This window comes from Sanyastnella coralliicola (assembly GCF_030845195.1).
In the GTDB taxonomy this organism is placed as follows: Bacteria; Bacteroidota; Bacteroidia; order Flavobacteriales_D; family Sanyastnellaceae; genus Sanyastnella; species Sanyastnella coralliicola.
This window is the reverse complement of the sequence record NZ_CP132543.1, coordinates 1,547,215-1,573,544: the sequence shown is the minus strand read 5'-3', so window position 1 is coordinate 1,573,544 and position 26,330 is coordinate 1,547,215. Positions and strand designations below refer to the sequence as shown.

Annotated in this window: 29 protein-coding genes; 7 read left to right on the top strand and 22 right to left on the bottom strand. The window is 43.9% G+C overall.

Features of this window, described 5'->3' with window-relative positions; genetic code table 11:
- Nucleotides 1-132: 132 nt before the first annotated feature.
- The 13 genes from RA156_RS06610 to RA156_RS06550 all read right to left on the bottom strand — a co-directional run bounded on the left by RA156_RS06610 (nt 133) and on the right by RA156_RS06550 (nt 8,874).
- A complete protein-coding gene (locus RA156_RS06610; protein WP_306643774.1) occupies nt 133-711 on the bottom strand; it encodes a D-Ala-D-Ala carboxypeptidase family metallohydrolase in 579 nt (192 codons plus the stop codon).
- 233 nt (nt 712-944) lie between these two features.
- Entirely contained in the window at nt 945-1,340 is a 396-nt protein-coding gene (locus RA156_RS06605; protein WP_306643773.1) for a hypothetical protein, read from the bottom strand.
- A 1-nt stretch (nt 1,341) separates the two neighbouring features.
- Nucleotides 1,342-1,833: a hypothetical protein gene (locus RA156_RS06600; RefSeq protein WP_306643772.1), complete on the bottom strand. Its 492-nt coding sequence runs from the start codon at nt 1,831-1,833 to the stop codon at nt 1,342-1,344.
- Between the two features lie 252 nt (nt 1,834-2,085).
- Nucleotides 2,086-2,301: a hypothetical protein gene (locus RA156_RS06595; protein WP_306643771.1), complete on the bottom strand. Its 216-nt coding sequence runs from the start codon at nt 2,299-2,301 to the stop codon at nt 2,086-2,088.
- 44 nt (nt 2,302-2,345) lie between these two features.
- Nucleotides 2,346-2,627 carry a hypothetical protein gene (locus RA156_RS06590; protein ID WP_306643770.1) on the bottom strand — a complete coding sequence of 94 codons (282 nt, stop codon included), beginning with the start codon at nt 2,625-2,627 and terminating at the stop codon, nt 2,346-2,348.
- Nucleotide 2,628: 1 nt separating this feature from the next.
- Nucleotides 2,629-3,051, bottom strand: coding sequence for a hypothetical protein (locus RA156_RS06585; RefSeq protein WP_306643769.1), 423 nt, complete (start codon nt 3,049-3,051; stop codon nt 2,629-2,631).
- Nucleotides 3,052-3,137: 86 nt separating this feature from the next.
- Nucleotides 3,138-4,085, bottom strand: a complete 948-nt coding sequence (locus RA156_RS06580) for a hypothetical protein (protein ID WP_306643768.1) — start codon at nt 4,083-4,085, stop codon at nt 3,138-3,140.
- The gene (locus RA156_RS06575) at nt 4,082-4,234 is read right to left on the bottom strand and encodes a hypothetical protein (protein ID WP_306643767.1); all 153 of its coding nucleotides are present in this window, start codon (nt 4,232-4,234) and stop codon (nt 4,082-4,084) included. The genes RA156_RS06580 and RA156_RS06575 overlap by 4 nt, the downstream gene beginning before the upstream one ends.
- 129 nt (nt 4,235-4,363) lie before the next feature.
- Nucleotides 4,364-6,118: a phage/plasmid replication domain-containing protein gene (locus tag RA156_RS06570; RefSeq protein WP_306643766.1), complete on the bottom strand. Its 1,755-nt coding sequence runs from the start codon at nt 6,116-6,118 to the stop codon at nt 4,364-4,366.
- A gap of 399 nt (nt 6,119-6,517) precedes the next feature.
- Nucleotides 6,518-6,706: a hypothetical protein gene (locus tag RA156_RS06565; protein WP_306643765.1), complete on the bottom strand. Its 189-nt coding sequence runs from the start codon at nt 6,704-6,706 to the stop codon at nt 6,518-6,520.
- Between the two features lie 329 nt (nt 6,707-7,035).
- Nucleotides 7,036-7,539 carry a hypothetical protein gene (locus tag RA156_RS06560; RefSeq protein WP_306643764.1) on the bottom strand — a complete coding sequence of 168 codons (504 nt, stop codon included), beginning with the start codon at nt 7,537-7,539 and terminating at the stop codon, nt 7,036-7,038.
- A 76-nt stretch (nt 7,540-7,615) separates the two neighbouring features.
- Nucleotides 7,616-8,203, bottom strand: a complete 588-nt coding sequence (locus RA156_RS06555) for a hypothetical protein (protein ID WP_306643763.1) — start codon at nt 8,201-8,203, stop codon at nt 7,616-7,618.
- Between the two features lie 86 nt (nt 8,204-8,289).
- Nucleotides 8,290-8,874 (bottom strand): Crp/Fnr family transcriptional regulator, encoded by a 585-nt coding sequence (locus tag RA156_RS06550; protein ID WP_306643762.1) that lies wholly within the window; start codon nt 8,872-8,874, stop codon nt 8,290-8,292.
- A gap of 36 nt (nt 8,875-8,910) precedes the next feature.
- On the opposite strand from RA156_RS06550, the gene RA156_RS06545 reads away from it, so the two are divergent.
- Nucleotides 8,911-9,960 carry an aminotransferase class V-fold PLP-dependent enzyme gene (locus tag RA156_RS06545; protein WP_306643761.1) on the top strand — a complete coding sequence of 350 codons (1,050 nt, stop codon included), beginning with the start codon at nt 8,911-8,913 and terminating at the stop codon, nt 9,958-9,960.
- Here RA156_RS06545 and RA156_RS06540 read toward each other — a convergent pair.
- From RA156_RS06540 to RA156_RS06510, 7 genes are all read right to left on the bottom strand, one after another.
- Complete coding sequence (locus tag RA156_RS06540; RefSeq protein WP_306643760.1) at nt 9,953-11,101, bottom strand: multicopper oxidase domain-containing protein; 1,149 nt, start codon at nt 11,099-11,101, stop codon at nt 9,953-9,955. The genes RA156_RS06545 and RA156_RS06540 overlap by 8 nt on opposite strands.
- Nucleotides 11,098-11,943, bottom strand: a complete 846-nt coding sequence (locus tag RA156_RS06535) for a multicopper oxidase domain-containing protein (protein WP_306643759.1) — start codon at nt 11,941-11,943, stop codon at nt 11,098-11,100. Before RA156_RS06535 ends, RA156_RS06540 begins: the two co-directional genes overlap by 4 nt.
- On the bottom strand, nt 11,940-12,221 hold the full coding sequence (locus RA156_RS06530) for a DUF427 domain-containing protein (RefSeq protein ID WP_306643758.1): 282 nt from the start codon (nt 12,219-12,221) through the stop codon (nt 11,940-11,942). The genes RA156_RS06535 and RA156_RS06530 overlap by 4 nt, the downstream gene beginning before the upstream one ends.
- The gene (gene egtD, locus RA156_RS06525) at nt 12,218-13,162 is read right to left on the bottom strand and encodes an L-histidine N(alpha)-methyltransferase (RefSeq protein WP_306643757.1); all 945 of its coding nucleotides are present in this window, start codon (nt 13,160-13,162) and stop codon (nt 12,218-12,220) included. The genes RA156_RS06530 and egtD overlap by 4 nt, the downstream gene beginning before the upstream one ends.
- A complete protein-coding gene (gene egtB, locus RA156_RS06520) occupies nt 13,159-14,355 on the bottom strand; it encodes an ergothioneine biosynthesis protein EgtB (protein ID WP_306643756.1) in 1,197 nt (398 codons plus the stop codon). Before egtB ends, egtD begins: the two co-directional genes overlap by 4 nt.
- Nucleotides 14,356-14,466: 111 nt before the next feature.
- Complete coding sequence (locus RA156_RS06515; RefSeq protein WP_306643755.1) at nt 14,467-16,878, bottom strand: T9SS type A sorting domain-containing protein; 2,412 nt, start codon at nt 16,876-16,878, stop codon at nt 14,467-14,469.
- A 178-nt stretch (nt 16,879-17,056) separates the two neighbouring features.
- A complete protein-coding gene (locus RA156_RS06510; protein WP_306643754.1) occupies nt 17,057-18,769 on the bottom strand; it encodes a T9SS type A sorting domain-containing protein in 1,713 nt (570 codons plus the stop codon).
- Between the two features lie 102 nt (nt 18,770-18,871).
- Between RA156_RS06510 and RA156_RS06505 the strand changes: the two genes are divergently transcribed.
- The gene (locus RA156_RS06505; RefSeq protein ID WP_306643753.1) at nt 18,872-20,731 is read left to right on the top strand and encodes an alpha-amylase family glycosyl hydrolase; all 1,860 of its coding nucleotides are present in this window, start codon (nt 18,872-18,874) and stop codon (nt 20,729-20,731) included.
- On the opposite strand, the gene RA156_RS06500 is transcribed toward RA156_RS06505, so the two are convergent.
- A complete protein-coding gene (locus tag RA156_RS06500) occupies nt 20,728-21,129 on the bottom strand; it encodes an acyl-CoA thioesterase (protein WP_306643752.1) in 402 nt (133 codons plus the stop codon). The two genes, RA156_RS06505 and RA156_RS06500, sit on opposite strands and share 4 nt — an antisense overlap.
- A 108-nt stretch (nt 21,130-21,237) precedes the next feature.
- Here RA156_RS06500 and RA156_RS06495 point away from each other — a divergent pair, with 108 nt between their 5' ends.
- Nucleotides 21,238-22,044 (top strand): redoxin domain-containing protein, encoded by an 807-nt coding sequence (locus tag RA156_RS06495; protein ID WP_306643751.1) that lies wholly within the window; start codon nt 21,238-21,240, stop codon nt 22,042-22,044.
- Nucleotides 22,045-22,098: 54 nt separating this feature from the next.
- Here RA156_RS06495 and RA156_RS06490 read toward each other — a convergent pair whose 3' ends face one another.
- Nucleotides 22,099-22,695 (bottom strand): T9SS type A sorting domain-containing protein, encoded by a 597-nt coding sequence (locus RA156_RS06490; RefSeq protein ID WP_306643750.1) that lies wholly within the window; start codon nt 22,693-22,695, stop codon nt 22,099-22,101.
- A gap of 262 nt (nt 22,696-22,957) precedes the next feature.
- On the opposite strand from RA156_RS06490, the gene RA156_RS06485 reads away from it, so the two are divergent.
- From RA156_RS06485 to fmt, 4 genes are all read left to right on the top strand, one after another.
- Nucleotides 22,958-23,230 (top strand): HU family DNA-binding protein, encoded by a 273-nt coding sequence (locus tag RA156_RS06485; RefSeq protein WP_306643749.1) that lies wholly within the window; start codon nt 22,958-22,960, stop codon nt 23,228-23,230.
- A 63-nt stretch (nt 23,231-23,293) separates the two neighbouring features.
- The gene (locus tag RA156_RS06480; RefSeq protein ID WP_306643748.1) at nt 23,294-23,968 is read left to right on the top strand and encodes a TrmH family RNA methyltransferase; all 675 of its coding nucleotides are present in this window, start codon (nt 23,294-23,296) and stop codon (nt 23,966-23,968) included.
- On the top strand, nt 23,965-25,296 hold the full coding sequence (locus tag RA156_RS06475) for an MATE family efflux transporter (protein WP_306643747.1): 1,332 nt from the start codon (nt 23,965-23,967) through the stop codon (nt 25,294-25,296). The genes RA156_RS06480 and RA156_RS06475 overlap by 4 nt, the downstream gene beginning before the upstream one ends.
- Nucleotides 25,293-26,231, top strand: a complete 939-nt coding sequence (gene fmt, locus RA156_RS06470; RefSeq protein WP_306643746.1) for a methionyl-tRNA formyltransferase — start codon at nt 25,293-25,295, stop codon at nt 26,229-26,231. The genes RA156_RS06475 and fmt overlap by 4 nt, the downstream gene beginning before the upstream one ends.
- The last annotated feature ends 99 nt before the right edge of the window (nt 26,232-26,330 follow it).

Genomic DNA, 26,330 nt, shown 5'->3' with positions numbered 1-26,330 from the left:
TTGATATTGTGTCGTATGTTGACAATTAGCCCCACAATTGACAGCGTGAGGAATACTGATTGTAGAATTTCATTTGCCGTTGCTAGTGTTATTCCAGCAACACCGAATACTATAGATGAAAAGTATTGGATGTTAGAGGTATTTAAATACTGCATAAACCAAGCCTATTGCTAGTAAACGTGATTTTAATTCAGGGTTTCTATGTGAGCCATCTTCAGAAAAGTTCTGAGGAGCAAATGTGGTTCCTTGTGAGCGGCGTTCTTTGACGGCCTTACTCCTGTTGTCCCATGTTTTGAATTCAGAGCCTTCCCGGCAATCCAAATGAATGAAGGTGTCGTAGTAGCCAAAACCACGAAGTCCTAAAGCATATAGGTCATCGTAGAACGGACCTCGTTCAAAGATTTGATTCTGAATCCATGTTAAATGTTCTTCAGAAGATTGGAGAAGTTTGCAATCAATTGCATCTCCATCGGTGTGAGTACTTTTTGTCGTTGAAGTAAGTCCAGCAAGGAAAAGTGAGTATTGGTGTGCTGATGTTCTAAAAGAACTTGTGATTTTGATTGGAACACCGACAACGTCACGGATGTGCTGGACTATTTCAGGAAGATTATCGTTCAAATAATGTTCTGCAGGTCGGTCAGGACTTGTACTATAGAATTCAGATTCCTTGAAATTCTTTGTAATGAAATTATTTGTGTTACGAATAATCATTTCAAGTCCATTATTTGTTCGAACGTCAAGCCACTCCTTTCGACGTGGTATGGAACAGGCTTCTTTGCTTTAATCTTCTTCTCTTTGTGTTCCAAATACCTGTCGTAGCACATGTATGTGCAGATAAACGGTGAAAGTGGAACAAGCAAAAAGGCAGCCAATAGCAAGGCAATGAATAAGAAAAACCATTTCATAGAGGATTTATTTAACTAGGTCTTAAAGGATGGTCAATCCTAGTGGCGTGGTGTTATTTTCCAGCCTACAAAGTGTACCACGCAATCTCCGTCACGAGTTGACTGACCGTGTGCACAGTAGTTGAAAACAACAGGAAATACGTCTTTCATTGACGCAGTAGTTTTAACCCTTACACAGTTAAATTCACCTCCAGCAAAAAACTGTAGTGTTCCTGATGATGGAACAACACCAGAAACGTTTACAAACCCGGCGTAAACAACGTCCTTTTTCTTGTGGACGTGGTTTATACCTTCTTTGTACGTAGAGTCGTAGTAACTCAACTCATCTACATATTCAGCGTTGAATTCGTTGTTTCCAACGTCAATTCCTAAACGTTTGAAGACACTGCGCGCAAGGCTCACAGCATCTTCTTTATTTGTGATAACTGGGTACATGTTAGAATTCTCCTACGTCTTTAAACACTTCACGAGCGTAAGCAAGCTCCGTTGAATCAAGGTCATCTAGGAACCATTGAAAGAGGTTTTCACCATCTCCCCAGAATTGCCATGATGGCTTTCTGTGTCCGAAGCTTGCGTAAATGAGTTTCAAGTCGCTCGTTGACCTGTCGTCAATGATTTGTTTGATGGCTTCGAAATCGGTTCCAGCTCCACCCATAGCCTCTTCAAGCGCATCGGCTAGGGATTTAGCTTCACCGTGACTAATTGTCAATTGCCCGTCATGCTCAGGGATATTGTTCAAGTAGTCTTCAATAAGCTGGTTTTGCTGATTGATTTGCTCTAATTCGAGTTCTCTGTCAGCATCTGTAAAGCCTAAAGCTTTTTTTATTCTGCGAAACATTGATGTTCTGAAACTCAATGCAATCAACGCAATCAAGGCAATACCAAGAAGAACCCAAGGGTTAGTCCATATTGAAGCTCCTTTTTTCATCGACGCGCTTTTGATTTTGCAATCTTACGTAGCTGTTTTGCCAGCATTACCCCTCCCTTACCCTTGCAGTAACGGGAAGCATAAGAAGCTGTTTTACGAATCTGAGAAGCGGCGTTTTTACCTTTCATGGAACGAGCCATGTTGTAAACACGCTTGCGTGACCGTGGGTCACCTTTCTTGATTCGCTTAGCAGCGTTTGTAAGTTTGGACGAACGAGTTGTCCGTCTAGGTTTGTAAGTTCTTCGAGCCATTTTAAACTTCCATTATGTCGTCATCGTCACTTTCTGTCATCCATTCCATAATCATCTTTGACAGAAAGATGTAGCTAACGGCGAAGCCTAGGCGAGCGTACCAAGGGTCATTAATCTTGGTATATGCCTTTTCAATTGGGGTGGCATCTTCTTCGTTAATGCTATTTTCCCATGCTTCGGCTTCTGTTTTGAGGTTTCGTAGTTGTAGCTTATCCATAGGGACAAAGCGAGCAACTAGGAGGAATACTAGGTCAATTAAATTCATCTGAGTGAGCGTTTTCTGCGTCTTGGTTTATTTGAGCGCATAAGTAGTAAAACGCCGACCAAGACAACCCCGGCGAATACAAACACATTTTTGTTCAGTTTGACATTAGTCTGGACTTCAGGGCCTTTCAAGCCACCTAGAAAGTCATTCAACTTTCCTTGTGCTTTATCAAGGAATCCGTCTGCTTTTTCTTCGATGCTGCCGTTCTTGAAGAATTCAGCGATTTTTTCGCCAAAGCGCGCACCATTTTCGTTGCGGTTGAATAATCCTAGACCCATATTACTTGCGTTTTGACATCATAAGGAAGCCTAAGAGAGCGGCCGCAATTATCATGATGGTCTTCGAATCCATTCCGCCAATACCAGTAGATTCAGCTGAAGTAGATTTCACTCCACCTTGCAACATTTCTCCACCTGCGGCACCTAGTTGAGGTGAACGGCTTTGGAAATAAGCTTGAGCGGCTTCAGAAGCGTGACCAATTGAATCTCCAATCCAACCGTTAGGGTCGATACCGTTTTCGTATGCCACTTTTCGAGCATCTGTACGAAGTCCAGTTCTTTCGGTCTTCGCGCCTTGTCGAAGTTCAGCCATGCGGTAACGGTGTTCCCGGCGGTCTGCTTTCTTCTTATCGCGACGCTCTGCAATCTTCTTGAAGAGCCCTTTGCGTTTTTTCTTCTTTCCTTTTTTCTTGAATAATGGCATGGCGGTGAGAATAAAAAGGGCGGTGACGTTTCACCACCCTTTCAGATTAACCAACATAAATTTTCGAGTCCTTTCGGAGGCGATTCTTAAACTCTACGTCCTTTCTGAAGGCGTGCGGCGGCGTTTAAGAATTTCTTTTCGTTCTTCTCCTGATGGCGCTGACGCTTACGGTTAGCCCAATGGAGCTTCCCCGGATTGATTTCGAACGAACGTACAACGAGGTAATTCTTACCTACGTTGATGTTCGTAGGTTCAAGACTGAACTCTACAGTCACATCATCTAGGTCTTGATGACCTGAGAAGATTTGGAACGACTGGTAACGAAGTCCGGCTTGGGCCAGCGTAGAGAATTGACGTAAACGCTTCCCTAGAAGTTCTTCGTACTTCCATTTACGCTTGAACTTGTCAGCGCGTAGGTTTACGTCTTGAATACAACGGTCTGCCGTTGCAATAGAAGTCTTGTCAGTGTTCACGTAGACAATGCTCATTACATTGTCTCCGAGAGCCATTCGATAATCGTCCTGTCCTGACTGAATAGCAATCGTTTTCACGATTGGTGTCACGTACTCAAGGCCGATTCCTTCAGTTACACCGAAGATGGCGTAAGATGCAGACTCCGAAATGTCACTGTGAAGCGAACCAGTCTTCCAATCCAAAGTAATTTGGAGCGCGTCACCACCGCGAAGGTTGATGATACCGCCAAGTTCGAAGATGAACGGAAGTAGGTTGATTGCTTTCGTACTAGCTCCGTGAGCAGTCAATACTTGTCCGGCATTGGTTGAAAGCAAATCATATGTTTCATCGTGAAAAAGAGCATCCTCCAATAGAACTTGGAGATTTCCCTTAACAATGGTTGTACTTTGACCGTCTCGGTCAAGAACAACATTCAAGTCGATGTACGACAAATCCAATTTTCCAGCACCGATAGCAGTGTTCACTGCATCTGCTTGAAGATGGATGTTGAAATACAAACCGTCTACATTAGCACCTGTAATGCGAAGGTTTTCTTGGGTTCCTGCTGAAATTTTCTTCACGATTCTGTTGTTTCGTCGTTATTACCTCCTCCCATCAAGTTGCCTAGCATGGGAATCTTTGATAGCATAGGTTTCAACTGCTCGGAGAACATTACTCCAGCAATGAAAAGCACTACAGGCATGAGCCATTTTCTTGATTTCTTGAACATTCGCATTTGATTTGCGTTTTGTTTCTCATTGAGTGAGTCCAAATATTTGTTCAGGAAATAGCCTTTTCGACGTGAATCGTGATTTTGGTACCATTTTTCCGATGTTATGGTACCAATTCATTCATTTTACTAGGTATTAAAGAATGAGTACTTGTTGACGTAGAGTTGACGATGATATTGGTCGCAGAGTTCGTAGTAGTCAGTAAAGTCTGTTTTGATTGACTGGAGAAGTTCCGTTCCTTGGGCAAGTGATGTTTGGTCAATATTGACCTTCCTTAAATCTGCTTTATACCTTCTCCATGTACGCTCATTAAGATTCATCACGTCTGGAATGTCTTCGAGCTTGTGGTCTTGCATTAGACGAATGATGAACATGAGTTTGTTCATGTTTACCCTTGTGATGTGCGAGTATGATTCGCCGCGTTCCTTTGCTTCTTCTCTTGTCGTTGTTAGTCTGGCGTTGTATTCCTTTATCCTTTGTTCAGCTTGAGCCATGGTTGGCATTTCCTTTATTTGGTAGCTTTGAATCATTCGTTCAAAGTTATCTACCATGAGTCCAAGTATAGACTTGGAAAAAGGAAGGTGGAAAGATTCCTTAATACTACATACACTGCGCTTTACAGCCTTATTACTGAATTCATCAAGTGATATTCTCATGGAACGTCTTTTGACGTGGGAGTTTTTAAACTCATTATAAAATTTCCATGCTTTACTTGAGGCGTATTCTATAGTAATAGTTAAACCGTCTTTATTTCTGTGAGCAGTCCAACCAATCTCACCCATCTGAGCTTCTTTCTTTATAACCTTTTTTCCGTTAGCAAATGCATTTCGCATGTACTCAAAAGGGTTGGATTCAGTTGCTTCATATACATCTTCTCCTTTGAAGCTTGATAGACGGATATTTTTTGTTACGAGTTTTGCAAGTTTCTTGCTATAGTTTCCTTTGTCAATTTGCTTCCATGTTAAATGAAAGGTTTCAATCCGTCTATCTCCGCTTTTGGTGTTGTTTTTGATTTTAATGTATAAGTCCTTTTTGTTCATATACGTTGAATCGCATCTTCGAAAGAAATTTTCCATGTACTTAAGTGACATATAATCCTTTCGAATCGTGATTTCATAACGTAACATCCTGTCTGCTACACTTTGAAGTGTTTTGATGTCAAAGATTTCAAATTTCTTTTGTTCGTCAGGTGGAACAAGCATTCCAACTTTTTGCAGATGCTTTTTTCGTTTTTCCCATGCTTCTGAATTGATTTGAGCGTGACGTTTTGCGTCATGCTTTTCGTACTCTGCTCCCTTGTGGTAAATCTTGAACGTGTAATTGCTAGTCCTATAGCTGATACTAGTTTTGTAACTCTGCATCGAATCACTAGAATCGCGGGAGTACTTTTTCTTTATGTTTTTTTGCCATTCCAAGTAACCAAGGGCGGCGCGTTTTGAAGGGAATATCTGATTGTAACAAAGGTCAACCCTTGTTATTTCGACAAGAGTATAGTCTATTGGTGCGCCTGAACCTATAGAGTTCAAGAACATTTTGATTTGCTTAAGTAATCGGTCGAAAAGAAGCTTTTTTTGCTTCTTCCAATCCTCACGTTCCCATACGTTAGAATGATTGCCAGGGCTGGTAACAAACTGTGTAATATTGGTGCCGTAGAGGAGTTTAGGGAGACTGAATTCAAATTCGATAAAATCGCGGTCACGTTTGACTTGGTAAAGCATACGATAGTGCGAGGATGGTATATTCACTTCCTTACGGGTATAAATATCCATTCGCTTGCCCGTGTCATTGTACTCTAGATAGTCGTAAATCCATTCTTGGTCTTTCCCTTTCATCCGTTCAAAGTCTTGTTCAGACAATTGTAACGGAGTGATAAACCTGCTCACTTTGTTTTTTTTGTGAGCAGGTATCTTTTTCAGATTCGAAAGAAACTCAGAATGTTGCGAAATGTCATGTACCCTAATGTTGATTGTATCAATCATCGTTTGTGCAATTGCACGCTTTTCATATTGTACTCCTTCTCTAGTGATAGAACAAGTTTTTCGAATCGGTCTACAAGAAGAGAATTGAATGAATTATAAGACTTCGCAATGTTCTTCAAAGCGTTCAAATTACCTTCAAAGTGAAGGTTTTGAACCGTTCGGGTTCTCTTCCTCCATCCGTCTAATTCTTCGCATATGCGAACCATTGTTTTACGTTGTTCATTTACAACTTCTCTTTCAGAGAGTTTTAACAAACGGTCATTATAGAAGAATCCGGCAGGGCCGAACATTGATTTATGTCTTTCAATGTGTAACATAGCCGAGTTCTAAAAGGGTTTGATACTTCATAACTACGGCCTGACGGGCAGGGTCGGTTATGTCTTCGTCACGTTTTTGCCAGATTTGACGCGAAAGCTTAACAGCTTCTTCTTCTCCCCTGCGCCAATAAATCATAAGGTCTGCAATGACCTCTTTTATAATGAGGTCTTTCATAGCCTTGATTTTAAGATGTCATTGTATTCGGTGCAATAGGTCATCCAACTTTCATTGAGGAAAGCTGAATAGACAACTATAAAGTTGTGAAACGCCATTTTAGTAGGCGCGTAGTTGTAAATATGACGAATGTATTCGTCATAAGACATATCTGGCCTTAGTGCTTTTGCACATCTATGGCCGGGCGATAAACGATGATTTTCTTCACGCAATAAGGGCTGGAACATATTACTTGATTTTGGATTATTGATATGATGGATTATCGTAAGTCTGTGGAGTAATACAGTCGTCTTATTTCATCGTCGTACTTTTTGTTAAACTGGTCTTTACTAAGTGAGGTCTTCGATAAAGCCCAAATTATCTTCCTGAACTCGGGTAAGCTGATTTTTGTCATGGAGGTAACCGTTTACGATGTAATAAGGCGCGTCGATTCTCCATGACTGTTCAATCATAGAGAATAAGCGCTTCCAATCGGAGTTTGTATAATGCAACAAAGCGTCCTCACACCTGAAGTATGGAAAACGCTTTGAGTCGAAAAATGTATAGTTGCGGTCTGGTAAAGAGCCTTGAAGCATCTGCAAGGCATCATAGGCCTTGCAAAGCTCGCGAAGACTCATAGCGTTTTCAACGCAGGTCTTCACGTACTTCTCCATTTGTCGCCTTCTCTTTAAGAAGACGAATTCGCCGTCAACAGCGATGCACCATTGACAACCCTTTGTGAATTTGGAATTTCTTTTCAAATGCCTGTTCTCAGACACTTTTAGTACGTTTGCAGCAATGGCGAAATTCGACATTCTGAGGACTCTTTTTTCGAAGGTTAGTTTCTGTGACATGTTTTAGATGATTATGTCACAGAATAACGCAAGAGCCGTCAGGTCAATTATGTATGAGTGAGCATACTATTAATTATCATACAGAAGTGTCGATTCCGAGAACTCTGTCAATCTGTATCATATGTCGTTCATTGTGATTCAAGATAAACTGTAATCCCTCAGCCACATTAAATCGAACGATGGGTCCTATGGCTGAATTGAAACGATGTGCTTTTACCTCTCGTGTGCGGATGTCTCTTGTCACGTCTGCCATGAAATCTAAACCAGCTACAAAATCTTCGAACACATTCTTCATTGTTTCCTGATCTGCGTTCATTGGTAATCGTACAGGCTGAAATACTTTGCTCGTTTTCATCTTGTACTTGATTTTATTTCCAGTCTGTGGCGCTAATCCATTGATTGCCCAGTTGGCCATTCCTCGTGCCTCTATATGATCCCATTTTTCGCTGGCTTCAGGAATCGATGCTAAGGCTTTTTCGAATTTTGGCTTGTATAGTCTGTAGCCCATATACATGTGCTCTACAACTTCCGCTGCACTCCAAGTCTTTTCATTCGCCTTCTTCAATAAGGTTTCTGGTTCTAATGCCTTGATCTTATCGAAGCGCAGCTTCATGTTGTTGATCTGCTTTAGAAGTCCTTCTGTGGTGATACGTGCTTTTGCCATGATCTTGAACTATAAATTTAGTTTTAAATCCTTTTATGCAAAGGAAGACCACACTTGATCAAGCTCTGTTGATCTGTATCAAGATTTCACCAGGTGACTGAATTCATCAGCCTTGAGAAGGTTTCAGGAGTCATATTTAAGTAAGCAGCAAGGTATTTCTGAGGTATTTGACGTAGCTGCTGTGGACACCGCTTCATAAAGAGTTTGAAGCGTTCTTCACTTGTAAGCGTGCTGATTTCGAGCTCACGTTGTACCCTCCCCTTTAGCAGGAATCCGTGAACGATTCGGCCCCAACGATCAAAGCCAGGGTACTTATCGAATAAGGCGTCGTACTCATCAGGTGAAATGTAGTAGAGTTCGCTATCGGTCAATGCTTCCAGAAAGTATCCAGATGGCTCACGATCAACAAATGAATCATAGATGCCACTATAGCTTCCATCGAAGCTGAACCCTATGACTACCTTGTTTCCTTTTCTATCCAACAGATATACCGCTTGAACGCCTTTGATTACCACATAAAAACGGCGCTCCACCTTCCCTACCTCAGTCATTAAGGTGTGTTTAGATATCGCGACTGGTTTCCACAACCCTAGAAACTCTTGTGCGTGTTCTTCGCTGAGTTCAGCATCCTTAAAGGCATTCAGTATGATCTGCTTGTGGAGCTCTTCCATGCTGGCAAGATACATTCTGTATTCTATCTTCGCTGCATGATATACTTGAATACTGCCGGGGTTGGTCGTCTTTCTGAAGCTTCCGTTGAAGCGGCTTACCAAATCATGAAAGAAATGACGGGCAATGCTTCACTTGTGGCCAATAAGTGGCGCTTTGAAGAATTGGAAAAGACTCGCGTTGATGCAGCTTATTTCCTAGGGACATCTCCGAAGAACCTCGCATTTATTCCTAACACTTCAGCAGGTATCAACTATGTAGCCAGTGCGATTCATGATCGCAAACGCGTATTGACCGTTCAGAATGATTTCCCTTCCATTGAAATGCCCTGGGAATTGAGAGGCTGTGAGATTACCCGTGTTTCCCTCAATGCGGATGAGTGTTTCCGCGCTAGCGAAATAAAGAATGCGCTTAAAGAAAGTAATGCGGAGATTCTAGTGTTAAGTCATGTACAATGGAATACTGGGTACACGGCGGATATCAAAGACATCTGTCATTTCTGCAAGGAAGAAGGCATCATCTCGGTTATTGACGCTACGCAGAGCTATACTAGTCTCGTAATCAATGCCGATGAAATCCAAGCGGATGTTGTGCTGGCTAGTAGTTATAAGTGGATGAATGCCGCTTTTGGTCTTGGCGTCATGGCGGTTTCCCCATCTTTTCTTGAGCAGTACCCACCAGTTAGCGCTGGATATGGAAGTATTGATTGGGCTGGTGATCAACAGTACCATGCAGATGCAAAGGGCTACGAACCAGGTAGTTTAAATGTGGTGAGTTTGGTGATGCTCTCTGAAAGCCTTCGTGAGAAAAGAGCATTGACCTTGGAAGGTATACAAGAACACACACTCAAACTTGCACGTCAATTGTCTGAAGGACTCAGCGATGCAGGTTTTGAAGTCGTTGGACAATCTGAAGGTGCGCGGTCAGGAATTGTCTCGATCCGAACAAAAGACCGTCTCCACTCCTACCTTGAGTCGAAGGAAATCTACACAACTGAACGTTCAGGCTTTATCCGATTCGGGATACATCATTCGAATACGGCAGAAGAAATTCAACAAACGATTGAAGCCATTCGGGCTTTTACTTAATAATCAGCTTCTGAGCAGAATTTTTTCTGTCGAGATCTAGAAGGAAGTAAGTCCCTGAATTGAGGTGACTTAGATCGTGTTGCTTCACTGTAGAATTCAACACATAGACTACCTTGCCGTGAAGATCAGTAATCACAAAATTCCCTTCGGCACCTTTGAGTTGAATCACTCCGCTACTTGGGTTCGGATAGATCTCTAAGCTAGAACGAGATGATTCTTCTACCGAATTACTCAGATTGGTTACCGGGATTGTATTGACCCCCTCCAACTCATTATTCAGCATGCTGTAGTAAGACACAAGAATGTCTTCTTCAAAACCAGGGTCTGGATCAACGAAGACGGTAAATCGTTCTCCCGGGAAAATCTCTAGCTCAGTAGCTCCAAAGGTTTGAGGGACAACACGTCCATCTGACATATGTACTACCGCATTGAGTTCTTCTGGAATATCTACAATGAGCTTTGAATAGGCCATACTACCGAATCGCACTACCCCGGTCTCCCCTTCTTCCATTGAAAGACTCAGTGAAGGTGTATTGGTGATTTGGTCACCAGACTTTCCGTTAATCATGAAATAGTCTGGGTAAATCTCATGAAACGGAAACGCTTGATTGGGTGCATCGTTGGTTTCGATTTCCAAATCAGACATCAGGTATCTGAACTCACGATCGAATGCTGGCGAGCCTTCGTAGGCTTGTGTCTCATTGTAATTGACCACGATCATTCCATACATCCCCATCGTCAAATGGAGTGTGGTAGTGACATGGCAATGATACAAATAAGTGCCTGGGTGCGTCGTTTCGAACGAATAGGTGGCATTCTCCCCTTGCGTTACTTGAAATGAAGTTTGCGGCACACCGTCGTTGGCTTGATCAACATCAAGTCCGTGTAAGTGGATGGTATGGGCTTCCGGAGACCAGTTTTCGAAGTAAAGTTCGATGTCGTCATTCAGATCAAAGGTCAACTCAGGAGCAGGTATGGTGTATGTACCTTCATCGATGTAGCCATATCCCCAGATTTGGGTTGGACTACCTGTATCGAGTAGCAAGAAGCCATCCATTCCTGAAAAAAGCTCTACTACTGTTTGACCATGGGATACGGTAAATGACAGACACAAACCAACAAGTAAACTCACGATTTTCATTGGCCTACATGAATTTGAGTGATCATTCCTCCCGGATAGAAACCAGTATTGGTCACCGCAATCAAATTGTGGTCATGCACTGGGTAAACACCTTCTAGGTTCGCTACCAACTTAAGCACCATGGCTTCTCCTTTCTTGATTGGAACGGTGTCTTTCGACCAGCCTACGCGATCACTAGCAACTTGCGCTGAAACGATCTCAGCATGGAAGCCATGGAAATGCATGACATGGTCCATGTTGCCGCCATTTACAATGGTGATGTAACAGGTGTCTCCTAGCTCAACTGAAACGAGAGCGTCTTCATCTTCCAGTGAGTTAGGGAAGTGATCTCCGTTAATGAAGAACAACTCCGGCAGGTACTCAGAAGGGATGGATTCCAATTCCGCGCTAGCGAGATCATGCGTCAGCTCTTTATTCAGATCAAATAGATTCCAAAAGAAGCATGCCTCTTCCGTGAGGCCAACGTTAATGGTGCCTGTAGCGCCAATGAATTCGCCGTACGAAGCTGATGAATAGAATCGCCAGGCGCCCAATTCATCGAACGAAAGCTGGAACGTTTCTTGGCTATATCCAGCGATCTCATTGTCTGCATCGAGCACGCCGTCAATGGTGAAGTCATGCGTCAGACTGTCATTATTGATCACTGTGAGATTCAAGAGCTCATCAATCTCCAATTCGATGATCGCATTCTTGCTATCAAGCGTCTCCGTTTCATTGAAGGCGCAAACGCTGACAGCGCTACCGCTAAAGTCGAGTTCGCCTTTATTGATGTACAAGGTCAGGTCAAGCGCTATTCCCTGCGCACAAACCAAAACACACGCTATGACAAGCGCTAATCTCATTCAGTAACTTTTACTCCTTTCCAAAATGCTACTCTGCCTTTGATGCCTTTCGCTAGTTCGCTTACTTCAGGGTAATACCAAGCTGCATCTGCATTGGTCTCCCCATTCACTTCAAGTGAGTAGTAGCTTGCCGTTCCTTTCCAAGGACAAACAGTATGCGTTTCTGAAGATTTAAAGAACTCTTCTTTGATGCTCTCCGGTGGGAAGTAGTGATTCCCTTCTATAACTACGGTGTCATCGCTCTCCGCGATGACTGTATCGTTCCAAATTGCTTTCATGTGTTCTGTTTTTCTAAGATGAAATCAGAAAAGTAACCTCTTGAATCCGTCAGTTGTTTCAAGATAGTCAAGCCGTGATCACAAGTCAATTCTTTGATTAATTCCGCATCGTACTTGCGGCTTGTTTCTGTGTGTATTCTCTCCCCTTCCTCAAAATGGAAGATCTTGTTGGCCTTGCCAATAGCAACCGATTGGTTGGACTTACTCACGAGGTAGCTTCTCGCCTCTCCAATTTGCTCATCATACACGGGTGCATGCTTGAACTGTTCGAGATTGAAATCAGCATCTAACTCTCGATTCATACGATCTAAGAGGTTCATGTTGAAGTCTCTGGTAATGCCTTGAGCGTCGTTATAAGCCGGGAGAATTATTGACGGGTCTTTCTTCAAGTCTACCCCAATCAACAACTTGTCTCCTGGCTTCATTGATTGACTCAAGTCGCCGATGAACTTCTTCGCCTTGTCATCGGTCAAGTTGCCAATGTTGCTTCCCATGAACAGGATGCTGATGGGTCTATTGATCTCTTTGAATTTCGCTAGCGCGGAAAAGTAATCTCCAGCTACACCTTCAGTCTTCAGTTCCGGAAGCTCGACAGAAAGCTTCTGTAAGAGTCCTTCAATGGCGAATGGTGAAATATCAATCGGCTTATATGTGAAGTCGTGTGATTGCTGAAGCGCACGTAGCAAATGAACCGTCTTTGTTCCGTCTCCTGCTCCTAGTTCGATTAAGTCGAACGAGGTTTCATGTCCTATCAACTGCGCTAACGCGGAAGCTTGATCACTGAAAATCTCCATCTCACAATTGGTGAGGTAGTATTCAGGCATGTTCATGATATCAACGAAGAGTTGATCTCCCTTTTCGTCGTAGAAATATTTCGACGGAAGGGTCTTCTGCTCTTTTGATAGCCCCTCGACTACATCGGTAATAAATTGATCGATCATATCGATTTGGCCAGGCGTATGCCTGAATATTGCCATTGGTATTGTGGGTGGAAGAAATTTCTGTAGGTATTTCTTGAATGACCTGGTGCCGTGATGCATGATGCTCCTCGAAGCACCATTTGGTTGATCATAAATTTTCCATTGTATTCACCAACCGCTCCATCTGCAATCTTGAACTGCGGATAAGCGAGATAAGCGCTATTGGTCCACTCCCATCGCTCACCCCAATTGAAGTGATTAGATGCTGCCTCCCACTCAAATTCTGTTGGAAGCCTCATTCCTTTCCACTGAGCAAAGGCGTTGGCTTCATAGAATGATACATGACAAAGCATTTCATCAGGATTCACTTCTTTATATCCGGCAAGGGTATATCTCAGCCAATTCCCTTCTTCTTTCACCCAATACATCGGGTGATTGATCTCATGTTGTTGAACCCAACTCCATCCTTCATCTAGCCATAGCTCATGTCTTTGATAGCCTCCATCTTCAATGAACTGAATGAATTCTCCATTGGTCACGAGCGTTTCCGCGATAGCGAAGGAATGCAAATAAACCTTGTGACGTCCTTGCTCATTGTCAAAGTGGAAGCCTTTACCCTTGAAGCCGACTTCGTAGACACCTTCTTCCATTTGAATCCACCCCGCGGGTTGTTTCTCAACCTTACCTGCGAAGTCTGCTTCAGGATGGTATACAGGTCCGACATGATTCAATGCAAAAGCATATTTGAAATCGGTCACCATGAGCTCTTGATGCTGTTGTTCGTGATTTAGCCCCAGTGTAATGAGCTCTGCGATTTCAGTTGTTAATAGCTCAGGCTGAGACAGCAGGGTCTTCATAGCGTCATCAACGTGCTTCCGGTACGCATAAACCTCTTCTACCCCAGGCCGCGTAATTGAACCGCGATCAGCTCTCATTGTTCGAGCACCAAGCGTGTTGTAATAGCTATTGAAGTAGAATCCGAATTCAGGATGGAACTCTTCGTAGTTCGCCACGTGTTCTTTGAGCACCATTTGTTCAAAGAACCAAGTGGTATGCGCTAGGTGCCATTTAGGAGGACTAGCAAAGTACACAGGTTGAGGGATGTGATCTTCAATGGTCAGTGGGCTGGCCAGGTCTGTGGTGCGCTCCCGTACTGAGATGTAATCATCCACAGTCATAGTCACCTGTGCATCGGTGATCAGCGATTCATTCATAATTAGGGTTCTTCTGGCAATTTCGGTTTTTTCAACCGAAGCAGAAATCAAAATATGTTATAAAGAAAAAGGCCTCCCGAGGGAGGCCTTTCTTATGAATGAATCTTCGTATTAGAATTGCTTCACGATAGTTGTTGTAGCTGTACTTGTACCTACAGTGAGGTTCAAGTAGTAAAGACCGTTAGCTACGTCAGTCATGTTGATTTCGTAACGAATGTCAGCTTGTGTTCCGTTGATCTGCTCATTTGCAATCACACGACCACTAGCGTCAACCACGCGGTATGAAACAGCTTGACCGTTTAGTCCTTCGATGTTCAAGAAGAACAGTCCGTTTGATGGGTTTGGAGATACAGAGAATGAGATTCCTGCTCCAAGCTCTTCAATTGAAGTTGTCACTGTTACATCTAGTTCGAAAGTACAATCGTTCTCGTCAGTAATAACTACAGTGTAGTCACCACCAGCAAGACCTGTTGGATCTTCGTCAGTAGAAACAACGTTTCCACCTTGCGTCCATTCGAACGTGTACGATCCTGTACCACCTTCAACAGTGATTTCGATAGAACCGTCGTTTGCACCTGCAGCAGACTCTTCGTTTGAAGTTACGTCAGTTACGTCGATAGCGTCAGGGTTCACAACGTCAGCAGTTGTAGAACCTTCACATCCGTTTGAGTCGATTACTGTGATGTCGTAAGAACCACCACCAAGACCTTCGAAGCTTGGGTTGTTCTGTGGGTCACCACCGTCAATAGAGTAAGTGTAGCTTTCAGTACCACCAGCTGCAGTTACATCGATAGAACCGTTTGTGTCATCAGCACAAGCAGGGTCAGTTACTGATGCAGTAGCGGTTACTTCAGCTGGCTCATCAAGACCTACGATTACTGTTGCTTCACATCCTTCAGAGTCAGTAATAACGAACTCGTAAGTTCCAGGAGCTAGATCAGTAAGATCTACCATGTTCACTGGATCTGCACCGTCGATTACATATTCGAACCCTCCGTTACCACCAGTAGCAGCACCACTGATAGATCCGTCAGTATCTCCGAAACAAGTTGGGTTTACAGCGTCAGGAGCAAATGAGATCGCTTCTGGAGCAGTAATTTCAGCCGTGATGTCAGAAACATCAGTACATCCGTTAACGTCAGTTGCTGTCACAGTGTATGTACCAGGACCTACGTTGAATACGTTTTCAGCTTGGAAGTTCTCACCATCGATTGAGTAAGTAAGACCACCAGTACCACCAGTACCGATACAAACGATTGTTCCGTCTTCAGTATCTGAACAAGAAGCATTTGCCTGTGCAGTAATGTTTACTTGAACAGCAAGTGGATTAGATACAGTAAGGTTTCCAGACTGTCCTGGACATCCATTTTCGTCTACTGCATATACTGTGTAGAGACCAGGTCCTAGGTCACCGAACTCTGCAAAAGTTACAGGGTTAGCCAACTCAGGGTCTAGATCGTACATCAATTCTCCTGTACCACCAGAACCAGTAGCAGTGATTACTGCGTCTGCGTCTCCGTTACAAGAGATTGTTGAAGTCAATTCAAGTTCTACAACGATTGGGTCAGGAGAAGGAACATCAAATGTTAACTCAGCCGTACAACCTTGAGAATCTTCTACAACGATAGTGTGTGAACCACCTGAAAGACCTTCGAACGTGTTCAATGCTACAGGAGAACCTCCGTCGATAGCGTAAGTGATTGCTCCCTGCTGCCCTGAAGCAGTAACAGTAGCAGTACCGTCGTTAGAATCGATACAGCTGGTAACTGTAGTAGCTACTTCGTCGATAGCGATAGTACAAGTGTAATCACATGAACAGTCGTTTACGTCTGCTTCTACGTCGTAGTTGTTCGCGATTGGATCAACACAACCAAAGATTGCCATTGGATCAGAAGAGAATGGGAAACAAGTGTTTTGTTCTTCTTGTTCCTGGTCTCCATTCACGAATACCTGAGCGTTAACGAATCCTGAAAGAACTCCGTCAGTTGTGAACTGGCCAATCAATACTTGGTTTCCAGTAGCGTAACCATTAGGTGCGATTTCAGGAGCACCATATAGTGTAAACCACGCACCACCGATCACTCCATCAATAACGATGTTGTTACCTGCAGCGAAGTTATCAACCCAAGGCTCCGAAGCATCTTGTGTTGCCGTAACGTCAGCTCCTGGATCAGATGCTTGTGCGCGACCAATAGTTACCCAGCTATCAAATTCTAGATCTGGGAAGAATTCGAATACATCACCGTTAATCGTTGAACCTGTCTGAGTTCCGAACTCTGACTGGAAAAATGATGTAGTCGTGTTAATTTCAAGTGGAGTACCTGCTAGACCGAAGAGAGCTGACACGAAGTCACCTTCATTTACGGTGTTTGCATAAACACGGTATGTAGTGTAGCCTGTTAAGTCGGCAGTACCTACCATACCGTCGTGCTCAGTAACAACTTCAACAGAAATGCCTGTTACTTGCGCCTGGGTGGAGAACGCGAAAATTACTCCGAGCAAAAAGAGTAGTGATTTTTTCATGGATCAATTATTAGAATAGTATACTCAGATTCAGGGCCAAATATACTTGCTTCATTAAGGTTCGCAAGTAGGAAATGGCCTATTTTTTCAGCAACTCTTGGTTCAAATCGTGAATTGCTATAAACAAATACGCCCCTGCCTTAACGACAGGGGCGCAAATAAGTTACGAGTCTTTCTCTTACTTCTTCACAACTACTTGATTTGCAACGGCATTGCCGTTCAAAAGTTGTAGTGTATAGAATCCAGCTGGAAGCTCTTGTAGGTCAACTTCAAGCAGCTGCCCTTCGTTGATAACTACCTGAGAAACGATTACTGCACGTCCTTGAGCATCAATCACTGTCAAGTTTGTAGCTCCCTGCATATCGTTTGTAGAAATGTTGATCACTCCTGAAGTTGGGTTCGGGAAGATGTTCAATTCTGCTTCCACACGCTCTCCGTAGATACCGATTCCACAGTCAACGCATGAGTTGTAACAAACGACGTCAAGTGTCTCTTCCATTCCAGAGCGAACGTGTGTACGGTTAAATCCACCGATTCCGTTCTCAACACCACAACCACCAAGCGTGAAGTCGTAGGTCTCTTCTACTGATCCGTCTACAGTTCCATCAGGGTATGGATCACCGTTTGTGAACTTGTACTGGAATTCAGCTGGACCACTGATGTTAACCGTTATCGTGTAAATTCCGTCTGCGTCATCGTCAGACATCATCATCGCACCTTCTTGCCATTGTGGGCTAGAGAATCCACCCATCAACCAAACACCGTCAGCGCTTACGACTTCGTCTTGCATGTTCACAGAGAACGTAATGTCTGCAGGATCAGGATCATTCACACAAGCGGCAGTACATTGGTTGTAACAGTAAGTTACTGTCTGTGGCATGTCAGCTTCAACAACGATCAAACGGTTTCCGTTAGTGTTACAATCAGCAGGAACAGATTCGTTGTCGTTGTCTTCTCCTTCCCAGTCGTTCCCGTTAACGAACTTGTACTCGTATGAACCAGGTGCAATCATCATTGTGATCTCGTAGATACCGTCCATGTCGTCATCTGAGAGCATGTCAGCTCCAGGGTTCCATCCCTGGAATGCACCAGCAATGTGAACTCCGTTTGGAGAAACTGTCTGTAGGCTCATGTCAACCTGGAAAGTCACTTCTGTTGGAGCAACACATGATCCACATGCATCAAAACAGAATGCGTCGGTTACGTAGTTCGCAGACTCAAGTGTGATCAGGCGGTTACCGGTTCCATCACCGCAATCAGCAGGAACATTTTCGTTCGGGAATGGCCAATCGTTACCGTTAATGTACTTGAAGATAAGGTTTCCACCATCTGCGTCAAGTGCTGTAGGATCAAATGAGTAAGCAACAGAGTAAACCATGTCACCATCTTCATCAGTCAACATCGTTGCTCCGGGGTCCCATCCTTGGAAGTTACCAGCAACGTGTACCCCTTGTGGAGCTACTTCTTCTTGTAGAGACATATCTACACGGAAAAGAACAGTGTTCATTCCACAAGCTGCACAGCTTCCGAAACACACAGAGTATGTCATGTCTTCTGTTACCGTGATCAAGCGGTTTGTATTTCCGTCAAGGTTTGCACGACAAGCGTCAGGAACCACTTCTTCGAACGGCCAATCGTTACCGTTGAGGAATTTGAATTCGTGATCACCTTCGTCTACTGCTAGAGTAATCTCGTATACTCCGTCCATGTCGTCGTCAGTCAACATCGTAGCTGCTGGATCCCATCCCTGGAAACCACCTGCAATGTGCACTCCGTCCATGGATACGGTTTCGTTGTTCATGTCAACTTGGAAAGTGACATTGTACTGCATCTGTGCTTGGACAGCGAATCCAAGACAGCATGCCATCAATAGTGAGTAAAATTTCTTCATGTTAGCGTTATTGAACATTATTATACCAAGGTGTGTACTTTGGACACTTAAGCGAATTTAGATAATTTCCCGTCGAATTATCAATTCCTTCACCTAGGATTAATGAAAAGCCAAGTAGTGAATAACTCTCTTATCCTTTTATTGCCAAGCCTTTTGGTGAGTTTGACAATGTGGTCAGCTCCTTCAATTGAAAAAGTAGAACCGCCTTATTGGTGGACTGGAATGGAATATGATCGCCTCGAGCTGATGATCTACGGAGATGAGCTTTCTGGCAGTGAAGTAGCTGTCGACTATGATGGCATTAGGGTGCTCAACGTCACTTCGGTGACCAATGATCATTACCTATTTATAGAGCTTGGAATTTCACCCGAGACGAAACCGGGAACTTTTAACCTGACACTGCGTCAAGGGAGAAAGAAAACTGAGTATAAATATCAACTCAAATCGAAGGACGACATGCCCAATGGTATGAAAGGACTTAATCAGAGCGATTTCATTTATCTCCTCTACCCTGACCGTTTTGCCAATGGAGATTATAGCAACGATATTCTGGAGAATAGCTATGACACCGAACTGAATCGCGAACATATATTCAGACGACACGGAGGAGACCTTCAAGGTGTCATCGACCACTTAGACTATATCGAAGATCTAGGGGTAACAGCGCTCTGGCTGAACCCAGTATGGACCAATGATCGACCTGAGACTTCTTATCATGGCTACGCCCCAACGGATATTTACGAAATTGACCCTAGACTTGGCGGGAATCAATCATATATGAACCTCGCAGATTCGTGCCGTCAAAGGGGGATAAAGGTGATTAAAGACATTGTGTACAACCACTGGTCAGATAAGCACTGGATTTATCAAGATCTACCCGACTCTAGCTGGATCAATTTCTGGCCGGAATACACCAACACCACCTACCGTGCACCTACCCTGCTCGACCCCTATGCTGACCCGGCAGAAACAAAGGTTTTCAGTGATGGTTGGTTCACCACCTACATGCCTGATCTGAACCAACGAAATCCTCACCTTTCGAATTACCTCATTCAAAACAGCATTTGGTGGATTGGCACCTACGGAATTGATGCCTTTAGAATCGACACATACGCCTACCCTGATCAATTATTTATGGCGGAACTCGCGGAGCGCATTGAAAGTGAATTCCCAGACTTCATGATGTTTGGTGAGACTTGGGTTCACGGACACGGTGTTCAAGCTTGGTTCACAGAAGACAATCATACCCAACGTAAATTTGACTCAGGCCTTGATGGTGTAACTGACTTTCAATTGTACTACGCTATCAACGATTGCTTCAATGAAGGCTTTGGCTGGACACAGGGGGCTTCGAAACTCTACTATGCCCTAGCTCACGATGTGCTTTATGACGACCCTAAAGAACAGGTGACCTTCCTAGACAACCATGACTTGAGCCGTGTGTTCGCAGTAATGGGAGAAGATCCTGCAAAATTGAAAATGGCCATCGGTTTCATGATGACAACACGAGGCATTCCTTCATTGTACTACGGAACAGAAATTGCCTTAAGTAACTTCGCCGATCCTGATGGCAAAGTGCGACAAGACTTCCCTGGTGGATGGAAAGAAGATGAAAGTAACAAGTTCGAAGCTTCCGGTCGAAATGAACTGGAAACGGATGTCTTCGAATTCACACAAAAATTGGCCAACTACCGAAAGAACCATCCAGAAATCTTTACTGGAAGACTTACTCAGTTTGTCCCTCAAGACGGTGTTTACGCGTATGTACGACACAATGAAGGAGAGAAATTTCTCGTGATTTTGAACCCTACAGAAGAAGAACGTAGCATCGATTTGAGTAACATGTCAACAACCCAAGGAATGACCCAGGGCTTTGACATCATTACTGAACAAGTTGTGGACCTTGAATCGCTCGTGATTTCAACTCCTGCGAAAACGATTCAAATGATTGAAGTGCGTTAAGCTAAACGCTCCTTCCATTCTGCAGGCACCTCGATCTTCTGTTGCTTTTTGTAGTCGAAACAAACGAGCACTGATTTCCCTTGTGCGGCAATTGTTGCCTCGGTCTGACCTTTTGGTGTGCGGTAGATATCGTATGCGAAAACGAGGCTTGTGTTACCAACATGCTCACATCGTGTGCGGATAATCACATGATCCGACATTAATACAGGCTGTTTGTAATCAATTTCGTTACGAGCAAGAAGAATTCCCAGTTCGTACCAGTCCCAGTCCTTCCCTACCAACTCATTAAAGAATGAGATACGGGCTTGTTCGAAGTAGCTGAGATACACAGCATTATTTACGTGACCCATGACATCGATGTCGGCAAATCGGATCTCTACTTGATAGTCGTTATGCATACACACAAAGCTACATGCTTCTGTGCAATTCGTCTATTCGACTAAAAAGAAAATTTCAGAACAAAAGCTGTTTAGTCGTGTGTTATCTTTGCCCCCAAATCTTTGGAAATGCTGAGATCCATCTTCATCACCCTCTACGTTATATATCTACTAGTAGGTTCTGTACTATCTGTTGCTGGGTACATTAAAACTCCAGGCCATGTGGGCTGGTACGCTAGCATTGTAGTTCACATGATTGGAGTGATCTGGTTCAGCTACATCTACCTAAGTAAGCTCAAAAGTGCCCACTTAATCTCTCTCGTTGTCACAACGTCAACAGGTGCCGGAGCCTTAATTGCTGGCGGGCATTATCTGATTGTAGATTCATCTATCCAGCTCCCAGTAATTCTTTCATTCATCGCGTTTGGATTCTGGGGTGTCTACAACTTCCTTTACGCCAAGATGAGCAAGAAGATTGGTCTCACCATTGGATCTAGCCTACCTTCAGGGACCTTCACCAAAGCAGATGGGTCATCGATCACTACGGACCAACTGTCGAAAAACAGCATGATCATTTTCCACCGCGGGTCTTGGTGTCCTTTCTGCAATGAGCAGCTAGATGATTTCAGTAAAGACGTAGCGTCTTTTGAAGAGAAAGGTGTGAAGCTGTATGCGATTAGCACGCAGCCAATCAAAGAGCGTTGGACTGGCATTATCACTGAATTGCAAGATCAAGACGGAGTTTATGCGAACACCTTAGGCATCCTGCATAAGTCAACCCTCCCATTCGGTCTGAGCGTTCTTGGCTATAAAACTGACTTGCCTGCACCTCTGGCGATTCTAACGGATAATGACAGCAAGGTGAAAGCTATCCATAAGACCGATGATTATCGTCGTCGACCTGACACTGGTTACTTCCTTCGCTACCTCAAATAAGAAAGCCCCTTCCGCGCTAGCGAAAAGGGCTTCACAAGTATTCTAAAGATCTTCTTAGTGTCGAACGATCAAGCGCTCGCGACGAATCGCTTCACCATCTCTCATTTCTAGGAAGTACAATCCACTTGGCAATTCAGACAAGTTGATAGTCAGCTGAACTCCAGTTGAACCAAAAGAAGCAACCGCCTCTCCTGCGATGTTCAACACGTTCAGTGTTGCTCCAGACTGAATTCCTTGAATCGTTACAACGTCTCCAGCTGGGTTCGGGTAGAATGAGAACCCTGCAGCTGTTGGAGTAGCTGTTACAGACTGTACTTCGAGCACAGTGATTGTTCCAAACTGAGTTGCAGCGTGATTACCTACTGTACAGCTGTAATCATATTCACCAGGCACATCGAAGGTAAACTCGAATTCCCAAGGTGCAGATTGAGGACCAAAATTGAATGATTCTGGCGCACCTGCTTCCGTAGTTACAGAGTGGAAACCATCTGTACATACCCACATTACGATATCACCTTGATCAATCGTGATGAATTGTGGATCGTAGAATGGATCAACGCCTCCGCTTCCTCCAACATCCACTTGGTGGGTAGTTTGAGCTAAAGCCGAAAGGCCGAATAGCATAAATAGAGCAGTGTAAAAGTGTTTCATATAATGTGTTTTGTACGAATGAACGTCATTCACACCTTATATACAATTCAGGTGCGCGATATGTTTGCAAAGCTGAAAATACACCTGTATGTGTCGAAACCCTTGAATGGCGTGGCATAGCGGTAAAATAGGCTATGGTTATCCACATATAGCCTCACTTATTAACAAAATGGCCTCTTTTTCACGCTAATCCTTGCCAGTGGCGAGTTTTAGCGTATATATTTGGCCCGATTCATCGATTGTCTAACTAAACCTTTGAAAAATGAACAAAGCAGAACTAGTTGAAGCAATGGCAGAAAACGCTGGAATCTCTAAAGCAGATGCTAAGCGTGCCCTAGACGCATTTATTGACACTACATCAGGCGCTCTTAAGAAAGGAGACCGTGTTGCACTTGTAGGATTCGGATCTTTCTCTGTATCTGAGCGTTCAGCTCGTAAGGGACGTAACCCACAAACAGGAAAAGAAATCACTATCAAGGCGAAGAAAGTAGTTAAGTTCAAGCCAGGTGCTGAGCTTTCTGACAAAGTGAAGTAAGCGTATACACGCTGAACGAAAAAGCCTTTCCGTTTTGCGGAAGGGCTTTTTTCATATCTAACCATGGACAAAAGAAAAGCATACGAGTTCCTTTGTGGATACATGACGGAAGAACGCCAAGCGTTGTTTCAGCAAGTTTCAAGTGAGCGAACGCGCCATTTAGCCGTGGTGGTAGAGAATCTTTACCAACCGCACAACGCCAGCGCGGTCATGCGTAGTTGCGATTGTTTCGGCATCCAAGACATTCACATCATTGAAAATGAAAATGAGTGGGAGCCGAACAAGAATGTCTCCATGGGAAGCGCTAAATGGTTGACCTTGCATCAACACAACGAGCAAGAGAACAACACCAAGTCGTGCCTAGAACAACTCAAGTCTCAAGGGTACCGCATTGTAGCCACTACCCCACATCGAGACGACTACGTTTTGGAAGACCTTCCAATCGATCAACCAACAGCTCTTGTCTTTGGCACCGAGCTCACAGGAATCTCACAGGATGTTTATGATTTAGCTGATGACTTTGTTCGAATCCCTATGTATGGATTCACTGAGAGCTTCAACATCAGTGTAGCAGCAGCACTCACGCTTGCTGAGTTAAGCAAAAGGCTAAGGAAAGAAGTCGCCAACTGGCAACTTAAACCAAACGAACTTGAAGCTGTTCTTTATGAATGGGCTTGCGCCAGTGTAAAAGACAGCAAGTCGCTCCTCAAACGATGGGTTGACGGTACCGCACCATGAACATAAGCTACTCCTCTCTTCTTAAAATTGCTCTACCCCTGGCCCTGGGGGCGTTCGTTCAATTCCTTGTTGTACTTACTGACAATCTCTTTCTCACACGTGTAAGTGAATCAGCACTCAACGGAGCAGGGAATGGAGGAATGATGTATATCACAGCAGTGATGCTCGCTATCGGCCTTTCGTCTGGACTTCAAATTATGATTGCCAGAAGAAATGGCGAAGGAAATCTAGACGAAGTCGGATCCATATTTGGTAGCGGAATGCGCATTGCCATGGTCTTGTCTGTTGCGCTCTACCTGATATTCCTACTGCTGGATAGATTCTTTTTTGATTCGATTATTCAGTCACCCGAAATATTGAAGGTGATGCGCGAATTCTTGCAGATAAGAAGTTTGGGCTTCTTCGTGTACATCCCCGTATTGATTTTTAATAGCATTTACATCGGTCTCGCTGAAACTAAGGTGATCTCCTATGCCATGGTAATTACTGCCTTACTGAACATCGTGTTCGATTGGCTTTTAATCTTCGGCGTTGGCCCTTTCCCCGAAATGCAACATGAAGGTGCCGCCTTGGCGACCTTCATTGCCGAGATCGCCGGACTGCTCTTCCTGCTGTACTACACGGTGAAGCGATTTGACTACAAGAAATATAACCTCTGGATCGGTCTCACTCAACGTACACAAGGCTTAGCATCTAGAATCTTAAAGATCTCTGTGCCTTTGATGGTACAGCAGGTATTAGCACTCGCCACGTGGACTACCTTCTATTTCTTCGTTGAAAAGGTTGGAAGCGCTGAGCTCAAGGTGTCACATATCGTGCGGAATTCATACATGCTCGCGTTTGTGATAGCTATGGGCGTGAATTACACCACCCGAACGGTGATCTCATCACTGATTGCAGAGAAGCGCCAAGCTGAACTAGGATTGGCGATGAAAAGACTGATCGTTATCAACGTGGTTGGAGCGGTCATTTTATGTCATGGCCTACTTCTATATCCTGAATGGATTGCATTTCAATTTTACGACGCTGGAGATCCCGGAGTAGCTATGCTTGTGCGAACGTTTCGAGTGGTATTCTTTGCCATCTTGCTGTTCACTTGCGTCTCGATATTCCTGAATACCGTTGAAGGTTCAGGACGAACCAAAGCTGGAATGGTCATTGAAATGATCAGTATTACGGTTTATCTCTTTATGGTTTACCAAATCACATTGGTCTCGCCACAACCCATCCACATCATTTGGATGTCAGATTACCTCTATTTCGCGCTTATGGGAGTGTTTTCACTCTTGTACCTTTGGCGCGCTGATTGGAAACATCATCAAATATGAGTTTGAAAGTAGTATTTATGGGTACGCCAGATTTCGCGGTAGAGACCCTCAGGGTATTGAATGAAAGCCATCATGATGTTGTTGGCGTTGTCACTGTTGCAGATAAGCCTGCCGGACGAGGCCGCAAGTTGAAGCCAAGTCCAGTGAAGCAATATGCCGTTGATAATAATCTTCCGGTACTTCAGCCCTTAAAACTTCGAGATGATGAGTTTCTCGCGGAATTAAAGGCATGGGAGGCCGATGTATTCGTTGTGGTAGCGTTCCGCATGCTTCCGACGGTTGTTTGGAAAATGCCTGCTATAGGGACGCTGAATCTGCATGGTTCTCTTCTTCCCCAATACCGCGGTGCCGCGCCTATACATTGGGCTGTCATAAATGGCGAGACCATGACGGGCTGTACTACTTTCATGATCGACGAAGAGATTGACACTGGCGGTATTCTTATGAAGCATGAAATCGCTATCGCGGAAGACGCGACTACTGGCGTGGTGCATGATCAGATGATGATTGAAGGCGCTCAACTTGTACTTAAGACGGTTGATAAGCTAGAGGCAGGTGATCTTACACCGATTCCCCAAGACGCTAACGCGGAAACGGAACTGAAGAAAGCACCAAAGATCTTCAAAGACGACTGCAAGATAGATTGGAATCAAGACCTCTTGACGGTTCACAATTTCATCAGGGGCCTTTCTCCATTTCCTGGAGCATGGACCTCCTTGAACGATGAAACATTCAAAATCTACTTAGGGAAGAAAACGACTAACCAAACTCAAGCCGAACCTGGACATATTCGACAGAGTGAAAAACAGCTATTTGTGGCTACTGGTGATGGTCATGAAATCGAACTTCTCATGGTCCAGGCCGCTGGAAAAAAACGAATGGAAACGTCGTCATTTGTCCTCGGAAACGACCTGAATGATCAACGATTCGGTTGATACAAATCTATCACGTCAATTATAAAGTGTTGTTATTTAGAGGTTTAGAATCCTTAGGCTAAAGCTATACCCCAACAGATATTAGATGCTGTTTTGCGA